16 protein-coding genes are annotated in these 18,254 nt (G+C 69.7%); 7 read left to right on the top strand and 9 right to left on the bottom strand.

The window, feature by feature from the left end:
- Nucleotides 1-19 precede the first annotated feature (19 nt).
- The 5 genes from ACFYTQ_RS02015 (at nt 20) to puuE (ending at nt 5,594) form a co-directional block, all read left to right on the top strand.
- Nucleotides 20-1,534, top strand: a complete 1,515-nt coding sequence (locus ACFYTQ_RS02015; RefSeq protein ID WP_387356275.1) for an NCS1 family nucleobase:cation symporter-1 — start codon at nt 20-22, stop codon at nt 1,532-1,534.
- A 5-nt stretch (nt 1,535-1,539) separates the two neighbouring features.
- Nucleotides 1,540-2,280, top strand: a complete 741-nt coding sequence (locus ACFYTQ_RS02010) for an aspartate/glutamate racemase family protein (protein ID WP_387356273.1) — start codon at nt 1,540-1,542, stop codon at nt 2,278-2,280.
- A 127-nt stretch (nt 2,281-2,407) separates the two neighbouring features.
- Nucleotides 2,408-3,622: a DUF6986 family protein gene (locus ACFYTQ_RS02005; RefSeq protein WP_387356271.1), complete on the top strand. Its 1,215-nt coding sequence runs from the start codon at nt 2,408-2,410 to the stop codon at nt 3,620-3,622.
- The gene (gene alc, locus ACFYTQ_RS02000) at nt 3,619-4,692 is read left to right on the top strand and encodes an allantoicase (RefSeq protein WP_387356269.1); all 1,074 of its coding nucleotides are present in this window, start codon (nt 3,619-3,621) and stop codon (nt 4,690-4,692) included. Before ACFYTQ_RS02005 ends, alc begins: the two co-directional genes overlap by 4 nt.
- On the top strand, nt 4,689-5,594 hold the full coding sequence (puuE, locus tag ACFYTQ_RS01995) for an allantoinase PuuE (RefSeq protein ID WP_387356267.1): 906 nt from the start codon (nt 4,689-4,691) through the stop codon (nt 5,592-5,594). Before alc ends, puuE begins: the two co-directional genes overlap by 4 nt.
- 248 nt (nt 5,595-5,842) lie before the next feature.
- Here the strand turns inward: puuE and ACFYTQ_RS01990 are convergent, their stop codons facing one another.
- Together ACFYTQ_RS01990 and ACFYTQ_RS01985 are read right to left on the bottom strand one after the other, a co-directional pair.
- Nucleotides 5,843-7,165: a cryptochrome/photolyase family protein gene (locus ACFYTQ_RS01990; RefSeq protein WP_387356265.1), complete on the bottom strand. Its 1,323-nt coding sequence runs from the start codon at nt 7,163-7,165 to the stop codon at nt 5,843-5,845.
- 148 nt (nt 7,166-7,313) lie between these two features.
- Entirely contained in the window at nt 7,314-7,886 is a 573-nt protein-coding gene (locus tag ACFYTQ_RS01985; RefSeq protein WP_387356264.1) for a lipocalin family protein, read from the bottom strand.
- A gap of 536 nt (nt 7,887-8,422) precedes the next feature.
- Between ACFYTQ_RS01985 and ACFYTQ_RS01980 the strand changes: the two genes are divergently transcribed.
- Nucleotides 8,423-9,265: a MerR family transcriptional regulator gene (locus tag ACFYTQ_RS01980; protein ID WP_387356262.1), complete on the top strand. Its 843-nt coding sequence runs from the start codon at nt 8,423-8,425 to the stop codon at nt 9,263-9,265.
- A gap of 340 nt (nt 9,266-9,605) precedes the next feature.
- On the opposite strand, the gene ACFYTQ_RS01975 is transcribed toward ACFYTQ_RS01980, so the two are convergent.
- From ACFYTQ_RS01975 to ACFYTQ_RS01950, 6 genes are all read right to left on the bottom strand, one after another.
- Complete coding sequence (locus ACFYTQ_RS01975) at nt 9,606-10,958, bottom strand: TIGR01777 family oxidoreductase (protein WP_387356260.1); 1,353 nt, start codon at nt 10,956-10,958, stop codon at nt 9,606-9,608.
- Between the two features lie 75 nt (nt 10,959-11,033).
- Complete coding sequence (locus ACFYTQ_RS01970; protein WP_387356999.1) at nt 11,034-11,510, bottom strand: hypothetical protein; 477 nt, start codon at nt 11,508-11,510, stop codon at nt 11,034-11,036.
- Between the two features lie 2 nt (nt 11,511-11,512).
- Entirely contained in the window at nt 11,513-12,268 is a 756-nt protein-coding gene (dapB, locus tag ACFYTQ_RS01965) for a 4-hydroxy-tetrahydrodipicolinate reductase (protein WP_387356258.1), read from the bottom strand.
- Between the two features lie 87 nt (nt 12,269-12,355).
- Nucleotides 12,356-13,471 carry an alcohol dehydrogenase catalytic domain-containing protein gene (locus ACFYTQ_RS01960; protein WP_387356256.1) on the bottom strand — a complete coding sequence of 372 codons (1,116 nt, stop codon included), beginning with the start codon at nt 13,469-13,471 and terminating at the stop codon, nt 12,356-12,358.
- A gap of 10 nt (nt 13,472-13,481) precedes the next feature.
- Nucleotides 13,482-14,990: a pentapeptide repeat-containing protein gene (locus tag ACFYTQ_RS01955; protein ID WP_387356254.1), complete on the bottom strand. Its 1,509-nt coding sequence runs from the start codon at nt 14,988-14,990 to the stop codon at nt 13,482-13,484.
- Between the two features lie 307 nt (nt 14,991-15,297).
- The gene (locus ACFYTQ_RS01950) at nt 15,298-16,500 is read right to left on the bottom strand and encodes an MFS transporter (protein WP_387356252.1); all 1,203 of its coding nucleotides are present in this window, start codon (nt 16,498-16,500) and stop codon (nt 15,298-15,300) included.
- Nucleotides 16,501-16,593: 93 nt separating this feature from the next.
- Between ACFYTQ_RS01950 and ACFYTQ_RS01945 the strand changes: the two genes are divergently transcribed.
- The gene (locus ACFYTQ_RS01945) at nt 16,594-16,923 is read left to right on the top strand and encodes an ArsR/SmtB family transcription factor (protein ID WP_387356251.1); all 330 of its coding nucleotides are present in this window, start codon (nt 16,594-16,596) and stop codon (nt 16,921-16,923) included.
- Nucleotides 16,924-16,937: 14 nt separating this feature from the next.
- Here the strand turns inward: ACFYTQ_RS01945 and ACFYTQ_RS01940 are convergent, their stop codons facing one another.
- Nucleotides 16,938-18,251: a M16 family metallopeptidase gene (locus ACFYTQ_RS01940; RefSeq protein WP_387356997.1), complete on the bottom strand. Its 1,314-nt coding sequence runs from the start codon at nt 18,249-18,251 to the stop codon at nt 16,938-16,940.
- Nucleotides 18,252-18,254: the final 3 nt, after the last annotated feature.

Genomic DNA, 18,254 nt, shown 5'->3' with positions numbered 1-18,254 from the left:
GTGCGGGACAGCAGATCGGATGTGCGACATGAGCGAGACCGTTGCGCCCCCGGTGGAGGCGGTTGTCAGCCCGCCCTCGACCGAAAGCCTCGACTACGACCCCCGGCTCACCAATGACGACCTCGCCCCGCTGAAACAGCAGACCTGGGGCTCCTACAACATCTTCGCGTTCTGGATGTCGGACGTGCACAGCGTCGGCGGCTACGTGACCGCGGGCAGTCTGTTCGCGCTCGGGCTGGCGAGCTGGCAGGTGCTGATCGCGCTCGTGGTCGGAATCGGCATCGTGCAACTGTTCTGCAACCTCGTCGCCAAGCCGAGTCAGCGCACGGGCGTGCCGTATCCGGTGATCTGCCGCAGCGCGTTCGGCGTGCTCGGGGCGAACATTCCCGCGATCATCCGCGGCCTGATCGCGGTGGCGTGGTACGGAATTCAGACCTTCCTCGCCTCGGCGGCCCTGGATGTGGTGCTGGTCAAGCTGTTTCCCGGCCTGGCACCCTACGCGGTCGTCGACGACTACGGCTTCCTCGGACTGTCGGCGCTGGGGTGGGGCAGCTATCTGCTGCTGTGGGTGTTGCAGGCGTGCGTGTTCTGGCGCGGCATGGAGTCGATTCGCAAGTTCATCGACTTCTGCGGGCCCGCCGTGTACGTGGTCATGTTCGCGCTGTGCGGGTACCTCATCGCGAAGGCGGGCTGGGGCGCGATCGATCTGAACCTGTCGACGGTGACGCACACCGGCTGGTCGGCGCTGCCGGTCATGCTCGGCGCGATCGCGCTCGTGGTGTCCTACTTCTCCGGGCCGATGCTGAACTTCGGCGACTTCTCCCGGTACGGGCGGTCCTTCGCGGCGGTCAAGCGCGGCAATCTGCTCGGGCTGCCGGTGAACTTCCTGGTGTTCTCGCTGCTGGTCGTGGTGACCGCGTCGCTGACCGTGCCGGTGTACGGCGAGCTGATCACCGATCCGGTGCAGACCGTCGCCCGCATCGACAACACGTTCGCAATCGTCTTGGGCGCGTTGACCTTCACCGTCGCCACCATGGGCATCAATATCGTCGCCAACTTCGTCTCCCCCGCCTTCGACTTCTCCCACGTCGATCCGCAGAAGATCTCCTGGCGGGCGGGCGGCATGATCGCCGCAGTCGGCTCGCTGCTGATCACGCCGTGGAATCTGTACAACAATCCCGAGGTCATCCACTACACGCTGGAGACGCTGGGCGCGTGCATCGGGCCGCTGTTCGGCGTGCTCATCGCCGACTACTACCTGGTGCGCAAACAGCGGGTGGTGGTCGACGAGCTGTTCACCCTGTCGCCGCGCGGAAGGTATTGGTACCGCAAGGGTTTCAACCCCGCCGCCATCATCGCCACGCTGATCGGCGCGACGGCCGCGGTGTTCCCGGTGCTGACCGCGGGCGATATCACCGGTATGTACACCGCCGCGCAGTACAGCTGGTTCATCGGCTGCGGGGTGGGCCTGCTCGGCTATCTCGCGCTCGCCCGGCGCGGCCCGTTCCGCCTATCCGTCGTCGAAACCCCGTGAGGACCATGCGAATTCGCGTCGTCAATCCAAACACCACCGCCGCGATGACGGCCGTCATCGACGAGTGTGCCCGGGCCGTCGCCGGTCCGGGCACCGTCGTGGAGGCGGTAACCTCGACCATGGGCCCGGCGTCCATCGAGAGCCACTACGACGAGGCGCTCGCGGTCCCGGGCCTGCTCGCCGAGATCGCGCGCGGCGAGGCCGAGGGCGTGGACGGCTACGTCATCGCCTGCTTCGGCGACCCCGGCCTGTACGCCGCGCGCGAGCTGGCACGGGGGCCGGTGATCGGGATCGCCGAGGCGGCCATGCACGCGGCCACCCACCTCGGACGCGGGTTCAGCGTCGTCACCACCCTCGCCCGGACCGTCGGCCAGGCCGTCGATCTGGCGGAACGCTATGGGATGCAACGATTCTGCCGCGGCGTGCACGCCACCGACATTCCCGTCCTCGAACTCGACGACCCCAAGGTGCGCGCGGTGATCGCCGACACCTGCCGCGCCGCGGTCGCCGCCGACGACTCCGACGCGATCGTCCTCGGCTGCGCCGGAATGGCCGACCTGTGCGACTACCTCACCGAGGAAACCGGCGTCCCGATCATCGACGGCGTAGCCGCCGCCACCCTCTCCGTCCAATCCCTGGTTACCCTGGGACTACGCAAATCCGGCCGCGGCGAATTCGCCACACCCCCACCCAAACCCCACACCGGCCCCCTGACCCCCTTCACCCCGAACGGACCCACCCCATGACCCCCACCCCAGCCGCACCCCTTATTCGGAAACGCACCCCTTGCGGGGCCCAGAAACGTGTGCGGATTCGAATAAAGGGTGCGGCTGGGGTGGTGTGCCTGGGGGGTGTCGGCGTGGGGGTCGCCGCGTGACATTGGATGGCGAGTTTCGGTCCGGGGTGGCGCGGGAGGTGGCGGCGATCGATGCCGAGTTGGCCCGGCGTTATCCGGGCGACCGGGCCGGGCAGCCGGTGCACACGGCCTACGTCTGCGCGGCCGATGCCAGCAAGGAGTTGCCCCACGAATGGGGGCGGGCCGCGACCGAACTCCTCGATCGGCATCACGAACTGCTCGTGTCGCTCGCCGACGCCGAGACCCTCGGCCGGGTGCGGGAAACGTTGGCGCAGCGGCCGATTCAGGATCTTCGGCTGGATTTCGAGGACGGGTACGGCGGCCGGGGAGACGAGGTCGAGGACCGGGACGCCGTCCACGCGGGGGAGATCCTGGCGGCCCTGCCCGCGTCGGTCCGCTCGCGCGGCATCCGGATCAAGGGGCTGACCAGCGCCGAGTGTCGGCGGGCCGTGCGCACGCTGGAGCTGGTGCTCGAGGGGGCCGGTGGCCTTCCCGACGGGTTCGTGTTCACCATCCCCAAGCTGCGTTCGGCCGATCAGGTGGGGGTCGCCGTGCGGTTGTGCGAGGAATTGGAGTGCGCGCACGGATTGCCCAGCGGCGCATTGCGTTTCGAGTTGCAGATCGAGAGCCCGCAGGCGGTGATCGCCCCGGACGGCAGCGCCACCGTCGCCCGCGCGATCCACCGGGCCGCCGGTCGGTGCATCGGATTACATTACGGCACTTACGATTACAGCGCCGCGCTGGGCGTCGCGCCGCAGTTCCAGTCGCTCGAGCATCCCGCCGCCGATCACGCCAAGGCCGTCATGCAGGCCGCGGCCGCGCAGACCGGGGTGTGGGTGTGCGACGGCTCGACCCAGGTCGTGCCCGTGGGCACCGACGACGAGGTGGCCGCCGCGCTGACCCGGCACCATCGGCTGGTGACCCGCTCCCTCGAGCGCGGCTACTACCAGGGCTGGGATATGCACCCGGGTCACCTGGTCACCCGCTGGCTCGCGACCTTCGCGTTCTTCCGCGGCGCGCTCACCGCCGCCGCGCCGCGCATCGACCGCTACCTGAGCCGCCGGGGCGGCGCGGTCGTCGACGAACCCGCCACCGCGCAGGCGCTGGCGACCGTCGTGCTGCGCGGATTGGATTGCGGCGCATACACATCCGACGATGTCACGGCGCTGGTACCGGCCGCCACGGCCGAGGTGCTGACCCAGTTGCGAGAAAGGAGATCGCCCACCCCATGAGCGGCGAGGCAACCGAATTCACCCTGCTCCCCGATCTGGCGGTACGCACCCTCGGCGGCGCGGTCGTCTGGGCCGACGACGAATCCTTCGCCGAGAAGGAGAACCTCATCCGCCCCGAACCCGCGACCTTCACCGCGGCCACCTTCGGGCACAAGGGTCAGGTGTACGACGGCTGGGAGACCCGGCGACGCCGCCGCGCGGGCGGGGACGCTCCCGCCGCCGACGACCGCGACCGAGCCATCGTGCGGCTCGGCGCGCCGGGCGTGATCCGCGGCGTGGTGGTCGACACCGCGTGGTTCACGGGCAACTATCCGCCCGAGATCTCCGTGGAAGGTCTTGCGGTGCAAGGTTATCCGGCCGCCGAGGAGATCGCCGCCCGCACCGACTGGACCCCGCTCGTGCCGCGCGAGAAGGTGAACGGGGACGCCGAGAACTTCTTCGTCGTCGACTCCGAACAGCGGTTCACCCACGTCCGGCTGAGCATGTACCCCGACGGCGGGGTGGCGCGGCTGCGGGTGCACGGAGTGGCGAAACCCGATCCGCGCTGGCTGGATTCGGGCCCGTTCGACCTGGCGGCGGTGGAGAACGGCGGGCTGGTGGTGGACTGTTCCAACCGCTTCTACTCCCATCCGCAGAACCTGCTCATGCCCGGTCGCGCTCGGTCGATGGGCGACGGCTGGGAGACCGCAAGGCGTCGCGACACCGGCAACGACTGGGTGCGGGTGCGGCTGGCGGGCGAGGGCGTGCCGCGCGTCGTCGAGATCGACACGTCCTACTTCCTGTTCAACAGCCCCGGTGCCGCTCGCTTGACCGGAATCCCTTCCGACGGAAGTGAATTCGAACTGCTGCCGCGCACCGATCTGCAACCCGACACCCGTCACCGGTTCGCGCTCGAGGCGACCGAGCCGGTCACCGAGGTGCGCGTGGACGTCTATCCCGACGGCGGCTTCGCGCGGCTGCGCCTGTACGGCACTCTCACTCCCGCCGCTCTCGATCGCCTGCGCGCCGAACCGCTGCTGGGCGAATTGACCGACGGGATCATGGACGACCTGCGGGGAGAGCAGCCGTGACCGCCTACGCCCGCGATATGGTCGGCTACGGCCCGCATCCCCCGCATCCGCACTGGCCCGGCGACGCCGCCATCGCGGTGCAGTTCGTACTCAACTACGAGGAGGGCGGCGAGAACTGCGTCCTCGACGGCGACCCGGCCTCGGAGACGTTCCTGTCGGATATCGTTCCCGCACAAGCGTTCTCGAATCGCCACATGAGCATGGAATCGCTTTACGAGTACGGCTCCCGCGCCGGGCTCTGGCGGGTGCTGCGCGCCTTCGAATCCCGCGACATCCCCCTCACCGTCTTCGCCGTGGCCCGTGCCCTCGAACGCAATCCCGAGGCGGTGGCGGCCTTCCGGCGCAACGACTACGAGATCGCCTGCCACGGCCTGCGCTGGATCTCCTACCAGGAGATCGACCCCGACACCGAACGCGAACACCTCGCCGAGGCGGTCCGAATCATCACCGACCTGTTCGGCGCCCCGCCGCGCGGTTGGTACACCGGCCGCGACTCCCCCCAAACCCGCGACCTGGTCGTAGCCCACGGCGGCTTCACCTACGACTCCGACTCCTACGCCGACGACCTCCCCTACTGGACCCGAGTCCGCGACACCGATCACCTCGTCATCCCCTACACCCTCGAAGCCAACGACATGCGCTTCTCCTCCCCCGCGGGCTTCGCCAACGGCGACGAATTCTTCGCCTACCTCCGCGACGCCTTCGACGTCCTCTACGCGGAAGGCGAAGCGGGCTCCCCCAAAATGCTGTCGATCGGCCTACACTGCCGCCTCGCAGGCCGCCCAGCCCGAGCCGCGGCCCTGAACCGCTTCCTGGATTACGTGTGTTCCCACGAAAAGGTCTGGCTCGCAAGACGAATCGATATCGCCGACCACTGGACCAAAACCCACCCACCCCGGTAACCCTCACCAAAGGCCCGGCAACCCTAGCCGCACCCTTTATTCGAATCCGCACCCTTTACATGGGCTTACAAGGGGTGCGGATCCAAATAAGGAGTGCGGCTGGGCTGCTTCGGCTTTGAGGTGTACTACCCCAGAAGTGGCCGCCACCCCCAGGCTCGGCAACCCAGTCGCACCCTTTATTCGGATCCGCACCCTTTGCAGGGCCTTGCAAGGGGTGCGGATTCGAATAGAGGGTGCGGTTGGGGTGGTTACATGCCGTTGAACTCGGCTATGGGGGACGGGTAGACCTCCGGGGGGACGGCGGCGCGCCAGGGGCGGTGGATGGTGGGACCCTCGAGGTCGCGGAGTTCGGGGATCCAGCGGCGGGTGTATTCGCCGTCGGGGTCGTAGCGTTCGGCTTGGCGCAGGGGGTTGAGGACGCGGTTGGGGCGGGTGTCGTTGCCGGTGCCGGCGACCCATTGCCAGTTGAGTTGGTTGTTGGCCACGTCGGCGTCCACCAGCCAGTACCGGAAGTGCTCCGCGCCGACGCGCCAGTCGATGCGCAGGGTCTTGGTGAGGAAGCTGGCGGTGATCAGGCGGGCGCGATTGGGCATCCAGCCCTCGGCGCGCAGCTGGCGCAGCCCGGCGTCGACGATCGGGAAGCCGGTGCGGCCCTCCTGCCAGGCACGCAGCGCCTTGGGGTCCTCGCGCCAGCGAATGTCGCGGGGGCGATAGTCGCGCCACCCGGCCTCGGGGTGGGCCGCGAGGACCTGATGGTGGAAGTCGCGCCAGGCCAGCTGCCGCGCGAACGCCGCCCCGCCCGGGGACTGCACGTCGACCTGATGCAACACCTCGATCGGGGACAGGCAGCCGAAATGCAGATACGGCGACAGCCGGGAAGTCGCGTCGGCCGCCAGATCATCGGCGTCGCTCGCGTAATCCTCGGACCGTCGAGAAGCCCACTGCCGCAACAACTTACGCCCCGTCACACATCCCCCGACCGCCAACTGCGGCGAACTGTCCGCCCGGCTCTCCTCGAACTCCGGCAACGCCTCCCCCCGCACCGGCGGCACCACCATCCCCCGCGGCGCGGCCAGCGGCCGACGCACGGGAGTATCGAGCCAACGCCGGTAATACGGAGTGAAGACGGCGAAATGATCCCGCCCCGACGACGGCCCGAGCTCGTTCGGATCGACCGCCGTGATCGACGACGGATGCGTATGCACCAGGCAGTCCCGCTCAGCCAGCCGCTTGCGCAACGCCTCCTCCCGCCGACGGCTGTACCAGCTCACATCCTCCGCGAGATGCACGCTCTCGGCGTGCACGGCCCGCACCACCTCGTCCACGACGTCCACGACGTCACCGTGCCGGACCACCAAATGCCCGTCGCGCGAACGCAATTCGCCGTCCAGCTCCCCCAGCGCCGCCGCCAGGAACCGAGCCCGATTGGGCGCGGACCGACGACCGCCGACGATCCGCTCGTCCACGACGAACAACGGCACCACCGCCGCCCCCTCACGATGGGCCGCGACCAGGGCCGGATTGTCGTGCACCCGCAGATCCCGGGTGAACAGCGCGACGGTAACGGTCATCGCTCGACTCCAAACATGGTGGTGTAGTTGGGAATTCGACGCCCACGAGGGCCGCACCGCCCGCCGCGGCGGCTCGAGCGCGACGGTGGTGCGGCCCTCGCGGGCGTCGACCCCGCATCGGTCGATCCCGCGCGCGGGTCCATCGGTGTCACACCGCGCACAGCGGCGCGAGACGATCGTCGCCGCCGGTGGTGGGTGAGGTCAGGTACACACACGGATCCTCCCCCGCCGCGACGATCGCGGCGCGCACCTCCGACCACTCCCGCGCGTCGAGGCCCGGCGTCCGGGACAGGACGAAACCCGACAGTCGCCCCGGATCGGTGACCAGCGCCCACGAGTAGTCCGGCCCGAGCGCGGTCACGATGTAGTTCGTCGGCCCGGTGCGAGTGTCCTGCGTCGGGACGCCCGGGAAGGAGACGTGCAGCTGCGCGTTCGTCACCGGGTCGTTGACCGTGGCGGTGCCGCGAATCTCGTTCGGGGTCCCGGCCCAGGTCGTGCAGGTGTTGTGGACGGCGATGTCGCCCTGCGGGTCGAGCGCGTATTCGGCACGGGTATCCCGGGCGCAGACCAGGTTGAAGTACTGCGGGATCGCCGCCAGTTGGTACCAGGTTCCGAGGTAGCGGTTCAGATCGAGCTGGGGTACGGGGGCGGGTGCGGCGGCCGATGTGAGCGCGGAGGCCGATATCGGCGCGACGTCCGAGGCAAGCGCGGCGGCCGACACGGGGGCAGCACCCGACGCGAGCGCGAAATCCGAAGCGAGCGCAGCACCCAATACAGGGGCGGCATCCGACGCGAGCGCAGCTCCCGACACGGGCCCAGAATGCGACGCGGGCGCAGCACCCGACACGGGCGCGGCAGCCGATACAAGCGCGACATCCGACGCAGGCGCAGCAACCAAAACGGACCCGGCATCCGATGCAGGCGCGGCGGCCGACGCAGGCGCCGACAACGCGACCGCGCCCACGAGGATCGCCGCCGCCGCGGCGAGACGCCGGAATCGGGCCGAGGGAAACGCGGTCACTTGGTTCTCCTCCGTCGTGGATGTCCCCATGCTACCAACATCGATGCATAATCGATGCAGCCGACCATACCGAGGAGGTTCCGTGCACACAACCCGGCTTGGACGACCCGGCGGTTCGAGAATGGCGCGTCGCGGCGTGTCGCGGATCGGCACGCGGGCGCGGCGGCGACTATGACCCGGGCGCGCAACCCTGCCGGTGTCGAACGCGGCCAACGCGACCGGGCAGAATGATCGCCATGTCCTCCGGTCACGCATCCGACGCCGCCGCGGGGTACACCGTGCGCGCGGTCGCCGATCGGCTGGGCATTCCGACGGCCACGCTGCGCAGTTGGAATCAGCGCTATCGGATCGGGCCGTCCCGGCACAGCCCCGGGAAGCACCGGCTGTACACCGAGGCGGATATCGCCGCGCTGGAACGCATGCTGGCCCTGATCCGCGAGGGCGCGAGCCCGGCCGGCGCCGCCGCGGTGGTGCGCGGTCCGGTCATCGAGTTCGGCGATCGCGCCGCGCTGCTCGACGCGGCCTTCGCGCTCGACACCACCGCGGCAACGACCCTGCTGGCCAAGCACTTCGGCGAATTCGGCGTGGTCGACACCTGGAACGGCTTGTGCCGCCCCGCTTTTGCCGAGATCGTCGCCGAACAGGACCGGGGCGTGGGCTGTGTCGATGTGGAGCATCTGCTCTCGTGGTGCGTCACCTCCGTGCTGCAACGCGGCAATCCGCCGCCGCAGTCGTCGGATCCGGCGGCGATCGTCTTGGCCTGCACGAGCGGTGAACAACACGCGCTCCCGCTCGAGGTCCTGCGCGCCGCGCTGGCCGAACGCGGGGTTCCCGCCGTCATGCTCGGCGCGGACGTCCCCGCGTTCGCGCTCACCGACACGTTGTCCCGGCATCCCGGAACCCCCACGGTCGTGCTCTGGTCCAACCACGAGTCGACCGCTCTTTTCGCAACGGTGCGAGCATGTCTCGACGCGGGCGCCCGCGTGCTGGTCGGCGGTCCCGGCTGGGAGGCGACGCGCCTGCCTCCCGAGGTCGGGCATGTCGACAGCCTCCACGCCGCCCTCGACGCCCTGACCTGATGCACCACCGATTCAACGCTCGGCCCCCAAACGCCTTGCAGCCCAGCCGCACCCCTTATTCGGATCCGCACCCCTTCCAGAGCCCTACAAAGGGTGCGGATCCGAATAAGGGGTGCAGCTGGGTTGCCGTACGTTGGGGCGTCCCCAGCTCTGGCGAGCCAGCCGCACCCTTTGTGGGGATCCGCACTCTTTGCAGGGGGTGCGGATCCGAATAAAGGGTGCGGCTGGGTTGCCGTACGTTGGGGCGTCCCCAGCTTTGGCAAGTCAGCCGCACCCTTTGTTGAGATCCGCACTCTTTGCAGGGGGTGCGGATTCGGATAAGGGGTGCGGCTGGGGCGGGTCAGGTGGGGGTTTTGCCGAGCAGGTGACGCAGGTTCGACTCGAGGTCGCGGTCGCGGAAGGGGTGGTCGGCGGCGGTCAGGCGGGTGGGGACGGCGCGTTGGCTGGCGGCGGCGAGTTCGTCGGCGCCCTCGGGGCCGAGGAGGAGGGCGGGGCCCAGTTTGGGGATGGGGAGGAGGGCGGGCCGGTGGAGGACTCGGGCCAGGGTGCGGGTGTAGTCGAGGTTGCGGACCGGTTGCGGGGCAGTGGCATTGACGGGGCCGAACAACTCAATGTCCCAGAGCGCGCGGTGGTAGATGTCGACGAGGTCGTCGATGCCGATCCAGGGCAGCCACTGGCGGCCGTCGCCGATGCGGCCGCCGAGTCCGAGCTCGAACAGGGGGCGGAGCAGGCGGAGGGTGCCGCCGCTCGGGGACTGCACGATGCCGGTGCGCACCCGCACCACGCGGATCCCGGCCGCGGCGGCGGGTTCGGTCGCGGATTCCCAGGCGGTGACCACATCGGCGAGGAAACCTGTTCCGGGAGCGGCGTTTTCGTCGAGAACTTCATCACCGCGAGCGGCCCCGTAATAGCCGACGGCCGAGGCGCTGACGAACGTCTCGACTCCCGCCTTCGCGGCCGCCTCGGCCAAGGCGCGCGTCGGGCCGATGCGACTCTCGGCGACGACGCGTTTGTGCGAAGGGGTGAACCGGCCCGCGATGGACGCGCCCGCCAAATGAACCACCGCGTCCACCCCGTCGAGCAGATCGGCGGCCGGTGCGGCCGGATCCCATTCCCGCTCATCGGGTTTCGTCGGAGAGCGCCGAACCAGCCGGATAACGGTGTGACCGCCCGTGGTGAGAAACGCCGTCAACGCCGAGCCGACCAGACCCGAAGCGCCGGTCACCGCGATCGTCGCGGGCCCGAAACCCCATGCGGCGGCGCGTTTGTGTGCCGCCAGATCATCGGCGAGCTGCCGATACCGGTAGGCGAACATCGGTCGCAACACCGCCGCCGGAATCGGCGTCTCGACCCGATCGATCACCCGGGTGCTCCGGTCATCGATCGCCTCGAACTCGTGAATGTGCCGCCAGGGCAACAACTTCCCGATCGGCGCGGAGGCCAACCCGTCGACGGCGATCTCGTCCACGAACCGCCACGGCGGATCGTAGTAGCCAGGTTGATGCTGAGCCACCCACCGCAGCCCACCGGGGAGCCGCAGCACCGCCTGCCCATCGGCCAGCGACGTCGCCTCGGCCGCGATGTCGACCGGCTGCCACGGGGGCGCCAGTCGCCGGAAGGCGCCGGGTCGGCGGAACCACTCGAACACATCCGCCCGAGGTGCCGCGATGACGCTCGAACATTCGATGCTCACGTCTCGACTGTATCCCGGACGTCCCGGATGAAACGCTTATGCATCGTTCACGGTGGCCCGTGTCGCGACCACTCGTCAGCCCCGAGAGCTCCGCTCCGCACGCTCCAAAGCCACTGCCCGACGCATGGTTTCCCGAGCCCGCCCGCGATCGCCCGCGTAGTCGTAGGCGCGGGCGACCCGGTAATTGGTGCGCCAATCGTCCGGATCGGCCTCCCACTCCCGCCGGACCTGCTCGAAAAGCGCGTCCGCGGCGGGCTTTTCGATCCGGCCGGAGGGGCGACGAGGAAGTTCGGAGACATCCAGCTCGCGCCCCTCCTCGTGCATCCGCCGCGCCAGATGCTGATGCACGAGCGCTGCGCGGATGCTGGTGGCCACCACCCACGCGCCGAGCAGCGGCAGGATCAGCACGCCCACGCCGATGGCGATGGCGGCGGGCCTGCCGGATCCCAAGAGCTCCACCGCGATTCGCCCCAGCAGCAGGAAGTAGAACGCCAGCGCGAGGACCAGGAAGGCGAGCAGGCCGACCGTCCTGGCCACCTGGCGGTCGGGCATGTTCACAGGTCGAGCAGCGGATCGAGGCCGACGGTCAGGCCGGGGCGGCTGCCGATCCGCCGCACGCCGAGCAGGACGCCGGGCGTGAAGGAGGTGCGGTCGATCGAGTCGTGGCGGATGGTGAGGGTCTCGCCCTGGGTGCCGAACAGCACCTCCTGGTGGGCGACGAGTCCGGCGAGGCGCACCGAGTGCACGCGCACCCCGTCGACGCTCGCGCCGCGCGCGCCGTCGAGTTCGGTCGTGGTGGCGTCCGGGCTGGGGCCGACGCCCGCCTGCTTGCGGGCGTCGGCGATGATTCCGGCCGTGCGGTAGGCGGTGCCGGAGGGGGCGTCGGCCTTGTTCGGATGATGCAGTTCGATGACCTCGACCGACTCGAACCAGCGGGCGGCCTGTTCGGCGAACCGCATGGACAGCACCGCGCCGATGGCGAAGTTCGGGGCGATCAAGACGCCGACCTCGGGCCGCGCCGCGAGCCAGCCGCGCACCTCGCCGAGCCGCGCCTCATCGAATCCGGTGGTTCCGACGACGGCGTGGATGCCGTGGTCGATCAGCCAGCGCAGGTTCGGCATGACGACATCGGGGTGGGTGAAGTCGACGACCACCTGGGTGTCGTTGGCGCCGAACGTGTCCAGGGCGTCGTCCTTGTCGACCTCGGCGACCAGCTCCAGATCCGCGGCCGCCTCGACCGCCGCGCACACAGCCTGCCCGACCTTGCCGCGCGCACCGAGCACACCCACCCGGATGCGATTCGTGGTCACCGTCAACTCCTCACCTGCCGTCCGACACTCTGCGCCGAGCCTATCGTTCGGGGTTCGGTGGAAGGCGGACACCCGCCCGGGGTGGGTTCAATCGAACACGATGACCTGCCGCAACCCGTGCCCGGCCGCGAGTTCGTCCATGGCCTGGTTGATGTCCTCGAGCCGGATGCGCGAAGACACCAGGCGTTCGACGGGCAGGCGGCCCGAGCGCCACATGCGGACGAATTCGGGGATGTCGCGGGACGGGACCGCCGAGCCGAGGTAGCTGCCGACGATGGACCGGCCGCCCGCGACCAGGGCCAGCGGCGAAATGCTCGCTCGCGCTTCGGGATTGGGGAGGCCGACGGTGACCGTGGTGCCGCCGGGGGCGGTGGCGGCGACGGCGGTTTCGAAGGCGCGGATATTGCCCGCGGCCTCGATCACCGATTCCGCCTGGATGCCGCGTTCGGCGAGGTCGGCGGGGGTGTAGACCTGGGTCGCGCCGAGGTCGGTGGCGAGGGCGAGCTTCTCGGGGAGGGTGTCGACGGCGATGACCTCGCTGCCCAGTTCGGCGCGCAGGGAGGCGGCCACGAGGACCGCGGCCATGCCGACGCCACCGAGCCCGACGACCATGATGCGGTCGCCGGGGCCGGGACGCGCGGAGTTGAGCAGGGCGCCACCGCCGGTGAGGACCGCGCAGCCGAGGACGGCCGCGACCTCGGGCGGCACGTCGTCGTCGACGGGGACCACCGAACGCCGGTCGACCACGGCGTGGGTGGCGAACGCGGAGACGCCGAGGTGATGGTGGACCGGTTCGCCGTTGCGGCGCAGTCGGCGGCCGCCCTCGAGCAGTTCGCCGTTGTTATTGGCGGCGCTGCCCGGCACGCAGGGGGTGCGGCCGTCGGTCGCGCAACCCGTACACGTCCCGCACCGGGGCAGGAATGTCATGACGACGCGCTGGCCGACGGCGAGATCGTCCACCCCCGCGCCGAGCCGCTCGACGCGCCCGGCGGCCTCGTGGCCGAGCAGCATCGGCACCGGCCGCACACGGTTCCCGTCGACCACCGACAGATCCGAATGACACAGCCCGGCCGCCTCGATCCGGACCATGATCTCCCCGTGCCCGGGCTCCCCGAGCTCCAGGTCGTCGACGACGATCGGCTGGGATTCGGCGAACGGCGTCGAATCCCCGATCCGTTCCAGGACGGCACCACGAATTCTCATGCCCGCGACGCTACGCCTCTTCGTCCGGCGGGCGCGGTACGGGCGTGGGCGGCCAGCGGGCGGGCTCGACATTGTCGGGTTTGAGGATGGCGTCGCGGTCCCAGAAGAAGCGGGTGCCGACCCAGCTCGTGGGCGCGGTGAAATCGATGGTTCCGGCCGCGAATTTCGCGGCCTGGAAGGAGATTTCGCCGCGGAAGTCGCCGCCGGAGAAGTCGACGGTGCGGCCGTCGAGGACGGCGTCGTCGAACAGGATTCGGCCGCGGAATTCGGCGCCGGAGAAGTCGGTGCGCACGGGCGGGCCCTGACGCCAGCGGGGGCGGACGCCGAAGCGGGTGTCGGCGAAGGCGGTGAGGGCGGCGGCGAAGCGTGCCTTCTCGAAATCGATTGCGGGTCCGGTGAATTCGGCCTTGTCGAAGCGGACGAGATCGCCGTCGAAGGTGGCGCGCTGGAAGGAGGTGGTGGGGCTGGCGAATCGGACGCCGGTGAAGGCGGTCTGCTCGCCGGAGAAGACGGCGGATCGGAAGTCGGTGAATTCGGCGGTGAAGCGGGCGTCGGCGAAGCGGGTCAGTTCGCCGAAGGTGGTGTCGCGGAAGCAGATTTGGGAGCCGCGGAAGGTGGCCTGTTCGAAGGAGACGGGGCACTGGAATTCCGCGCCCTCGAATTGCGTTCCGCGCCTTGCCTGATCGCCTTTGCCCGGGTCGTGGGTGGCGAATTCGGCGGCGCGGAACAGGACCGAGTCGCCGCAGAATCGGGCGTCGCGGAAGGTGACGTAGCGGCCGGTGAATTTCGCGCCCTCGAAGGTTGTCGCGCGCTCGCCGAGGAAGGTGGTGCGGGCGAAATACGTTCGCTGTCCGGCGAATTCGGCGGATCGGAAGTCGCAGTCCTCGAGGACGGCGCCCGCGAAGTCGAAGTCGTGACGCGACCAGGAGACATCGGCGGTCGGCCGCAGGTGCGCGACGATCACGTCCACGATCGCCCGGCGCACCTCCCGGTCGTTCTGGCGGAACTGGTACCGCAGTTCGACGGTCGGTGTGCCCTCCACCGTCTCGGTCCGCCCGATCAGATGATTGGCTCCCGCCTCGGGCTCGTACGGCAACCGCAGATATCCGCACAGCACATCGATGCACTGCTGCCGCCGCCCCACCGCCCGAAACTCGTCCGCGACCCCCGCCATCGCGTACACCCCCGCGATCCGCACGGCCACATCCGCATCCCCCAATTGCCTTGCGGCAGCGCCGAAAAGCTCCGCGAACCTCCCCCGCTCGATATCCCGCTGCCGCCGATAGGCCACCACCAACGCGACGGCCCCACCGACGCCCGCCGACACCGACAACGCGATCTTGGTGAGCTCCACCTGATTCGGCGGCTCCGCCCGAGCCCCCAGCATCACCCACAGAATCCACCACGCGACCCCCGCGATCCCCAGCCCCCCGACGACGGCCGCCACAACCGCCACCAACAACCCCGACCGCTGCGCCCTCCGGCTCACCCACCCGCCGAACCGACCCCGCGACACCATGGCCGCATCGTATCCACCCCGCCCCCACCCCGCACTCCCGTTGCGCCCGACCCCATTTCACCGCCGCCCCAAAGGCCCACGAACCCAGCCGCACCCTTTATTCGGATCCGCACCCGTTGTATAGCCCTGCAAAGGGTGCGGATCCGAATAAAGGGTGCGGCTCGGGTTGCCGTACCTCTACGGCGTGTGGCAGCTCTCGCCGCACCCTTTGTTGGGATCCGCACCCCTTGTATAGCCCTGCAAGGGGTGCGGATTCGAATAAAGGGTGCGGCTGGGGTTGGTGCGCCTGGGGTTCGTAAGCCTGGGGTTAGGCGGGGTGGTGGGGGCGGAGCCCGAGGGCGGCGGCGGTTAGGCAGGCGAGGGCTACGACGGTGACGAACCAGGGGAAGATCGTGCCCATGGTCCAGGTGGTGGCGGCCCAGCCGGCGAGGACGGTGGGGAGGGCCATGGCGGTGTAGGCGAGGAGGTAGTAGGCGGACATGGTTTCGCCGCGTTTGTGTTGGGGGACGACGTTGGAGAGGTGGCGGAGGGAGCCGCCGAAGCCGAGGCCGAAGGTGCCGCCCAGGACGATGCCCGCGGCGAGGACGATCAGCCAGTTGTGGGTGGCGAGGGCGGGGATGGTGAGGAGCAGGGCCAGGGCCATGCCGGTGTCGCCGATGACGGCGGCGCGGCGGGCGGGGATCCTGGTCGCGAAGAGTTGGGCGAGGGCGCCCGCGGTGGCGGTGGAGGCGACGACCGCGCCGCCGAAGACGAGGTTGTGGACGCCGGTCTTCTCCGAGGCCAGCGACGGGTAGAGCGACAGCAGCACGCCCAGCACCGACCAGGCGGCCATCACGCCCAGCGCCGAGAACCAGAAGTCGGCCCGGATCTCTTGCGGGACAGCGGGTTTGGCGATGCGGATCGGTCCGGCGACGCGCGTGGTGTGCGTCTCCTCCATCAGCACGACACCGGCCGCGATCGCCAGGCACACCAGCGTGATCACCACGTACGGCGTGCGCAGCGGATGCGGGACGTACTGCGCCAGCAGGGCCGAGCCCAGAATCGCCACGGCCATGCCGACATTGAACGCGACGCCGCTCAGCTGCCCGGACCGCGCGCCGCGGGTGGGCCGCAGATCCAGCAGCGCCGCGGCGCCCGCGACCACCGTCGCGCCGACCGCCATGCCGTGCAGCGCCCGCGCGATCAACAGCATCGCGACATTGTCGGCGAACAGGAACACCACCAGGCCGAGCACCATCGTGGCGAACGCGCCCAGCAACACCGGTTTGCGACCCACGACGTCGGAGATCCGCCCCGACACCAGGACCGCCGCCAACGCCGCGATCGCGTACACCGCGAAGACGATCGTCGTGGTCAGCGGCGAGAAATGCCACTGCTTCTGGTAGATGCCGTACAGCGGGGCGGGCACGCCCGACACACCGAGCGCCACGCCGCTGGCGGCGAGGATCAGTGCGTAGGCCCAGGGTTGCGTCGCCCGCTCGTCGGGGGCGACGGCCACAGTCGCTGTCATCGATCCCTCTCCATCAGGTAGGTTTGACTATGATCGAACTCAACACACCGATCCTCGGTTCGATTCCCATCAAACCGGCCGACGAGGTTGATCATGACGGACAGCAACACCAGTGTCGAATCATTTCCGATCGGATCCGTGCAGACCGTGCTGAGCGCGCTCCAGGATCCGGTGCGGCTCGAGATGGTCCGCAGGCTCAGCAACGCGGGGGAACCAGTGCGCTGCGGGCTGCTCTACGACACGATCAACAAGTCGACGGCCACCCATCACCTCAAGACGCTGCGGGAGGCGGGTGTGACCGAACGCATCATCACCGACGGCCAGACCTACGCGCGGCTGCGCCGAGCCGAACTCGAGGATGTCTTCCCGGGCCTGCTGGACGCGATCGTGGGCGCGGCCAATCGCGCCCACGATCACGAATAGCGTTCGGGCCCAGCTCAATCCACCAGTTTCCGCACCGAGGCGGGCAGCTCGCGCGAGCGCCGGAACGGCCCGGCCACCGACACCCCCATCGGCCGCGACAGCAGCGTCCGCGCGACCGCGGACACCTCCTCGGTGGTCACCGCGTCGATCCGCGACAGGGTCTCCGAGACGCTGCGATGATTGCCGTAGCTCAACTCGCTGCGCCCGATCCGGTTCATCCGCGAGCCCGAATCCTCCAGTCCCAGAACGAGTCCCCCGCGCAGCGAACCCTTGGCCCGCGCGCATTCGGCCTCGCTGATGCCGTCGGCCGCGACCTCCTCGAGCACGCCGCGCGCCAAAGCGGCCACCTCCCCGAGGTTTTCGGGCTGGCAGCCCAGATACACCGAGAACGCCCCGGTGTCGGCGAAGGTGTCGACACTGGAGTACACCGAGTACGCCAGCCCCCGCTCCTCCCGAATCCGTTGGAACAGACGGGAACTCAGGCCGCCGCCGAGGATTGTGTTGAGCACCGACAGCGGCCAGCGCTTCTCCCCCTCGTGCCGCCCGAACGCGCGCACACCGAACACCAGATGCGCCTGTTCGCTGTCGCGGCGCATCCAGTGCAGCTGCGGCGACGTGCGCGGCCGGAACCGGCCCTCGCGGCGCGGCGCGGGTTCGCGGGCGGCGTCGAGATGCGCGGCGAAGGCGCGATAGACCAGTTCGACGGTGTGCTCGTGCTCGACATTGCCCGCCACCGCGACCACCATCCGCTCGGGCCGGTACCGCCGCACATGGAAGCCGCGCAGCTGCGACGCCGTCATCGACTCGATCGACTCGATGGTCCCGATCACCGGGCGGCCCACGGGATGATCGCCGAACAGCGCGGTCAGGAACGCGTCGCCGACCGTGTCCTCGGGGTCGTCGTCGCGCATGGAGATCTCCTCGAGCACCACCTGCCGCTCGACGTCGACGTCCTCGGCCCGGCACAGCCCGTTGAGGACCACGTCGGAGACCAGTTCCACCGCCAGCGGCAGATCCTCGTCGAGGACGTGGGCGTAGTAGCAGGTCTGCTCCTTGGCGGTGAACGCGTTCAGCTCACCGCCGACCGCGTCCATGGCCTGGGCGATGTCGAGCGCGGTGTGGGTGGGCGTCGCCTTGAACAGCAGATGCTCGAGGAAGTGCGCGGCGCCGGCCACGCCGGGGGTCTCGTCGCGCGAACCGACGCCGACCCATACCCCGATCGAGGCCGACCGCACCCCGGGCACGTGCTCGGTGACGACCCGTAGCCCGCCGGGCAGCACGGTCCGGCGCACCCCGCTGTCGGCCAGCGGCGCGTCGGTGGTCAACATCCG

The sequence above is a fragment of the Nocardia sp. NPDC004068 genome, from assembly GCF_042874315.1.
Lineage (GTDB): Bacteria > Actinomycetota > Actinomycetes > Mycobacteriales > Mycobacteriaceae > Nocardia.
The sequence above is the reverse complement of the archived record's forward strand: the minus strand, read 5'-3'. Positions and strand labels throughout refer to the sequence as shown.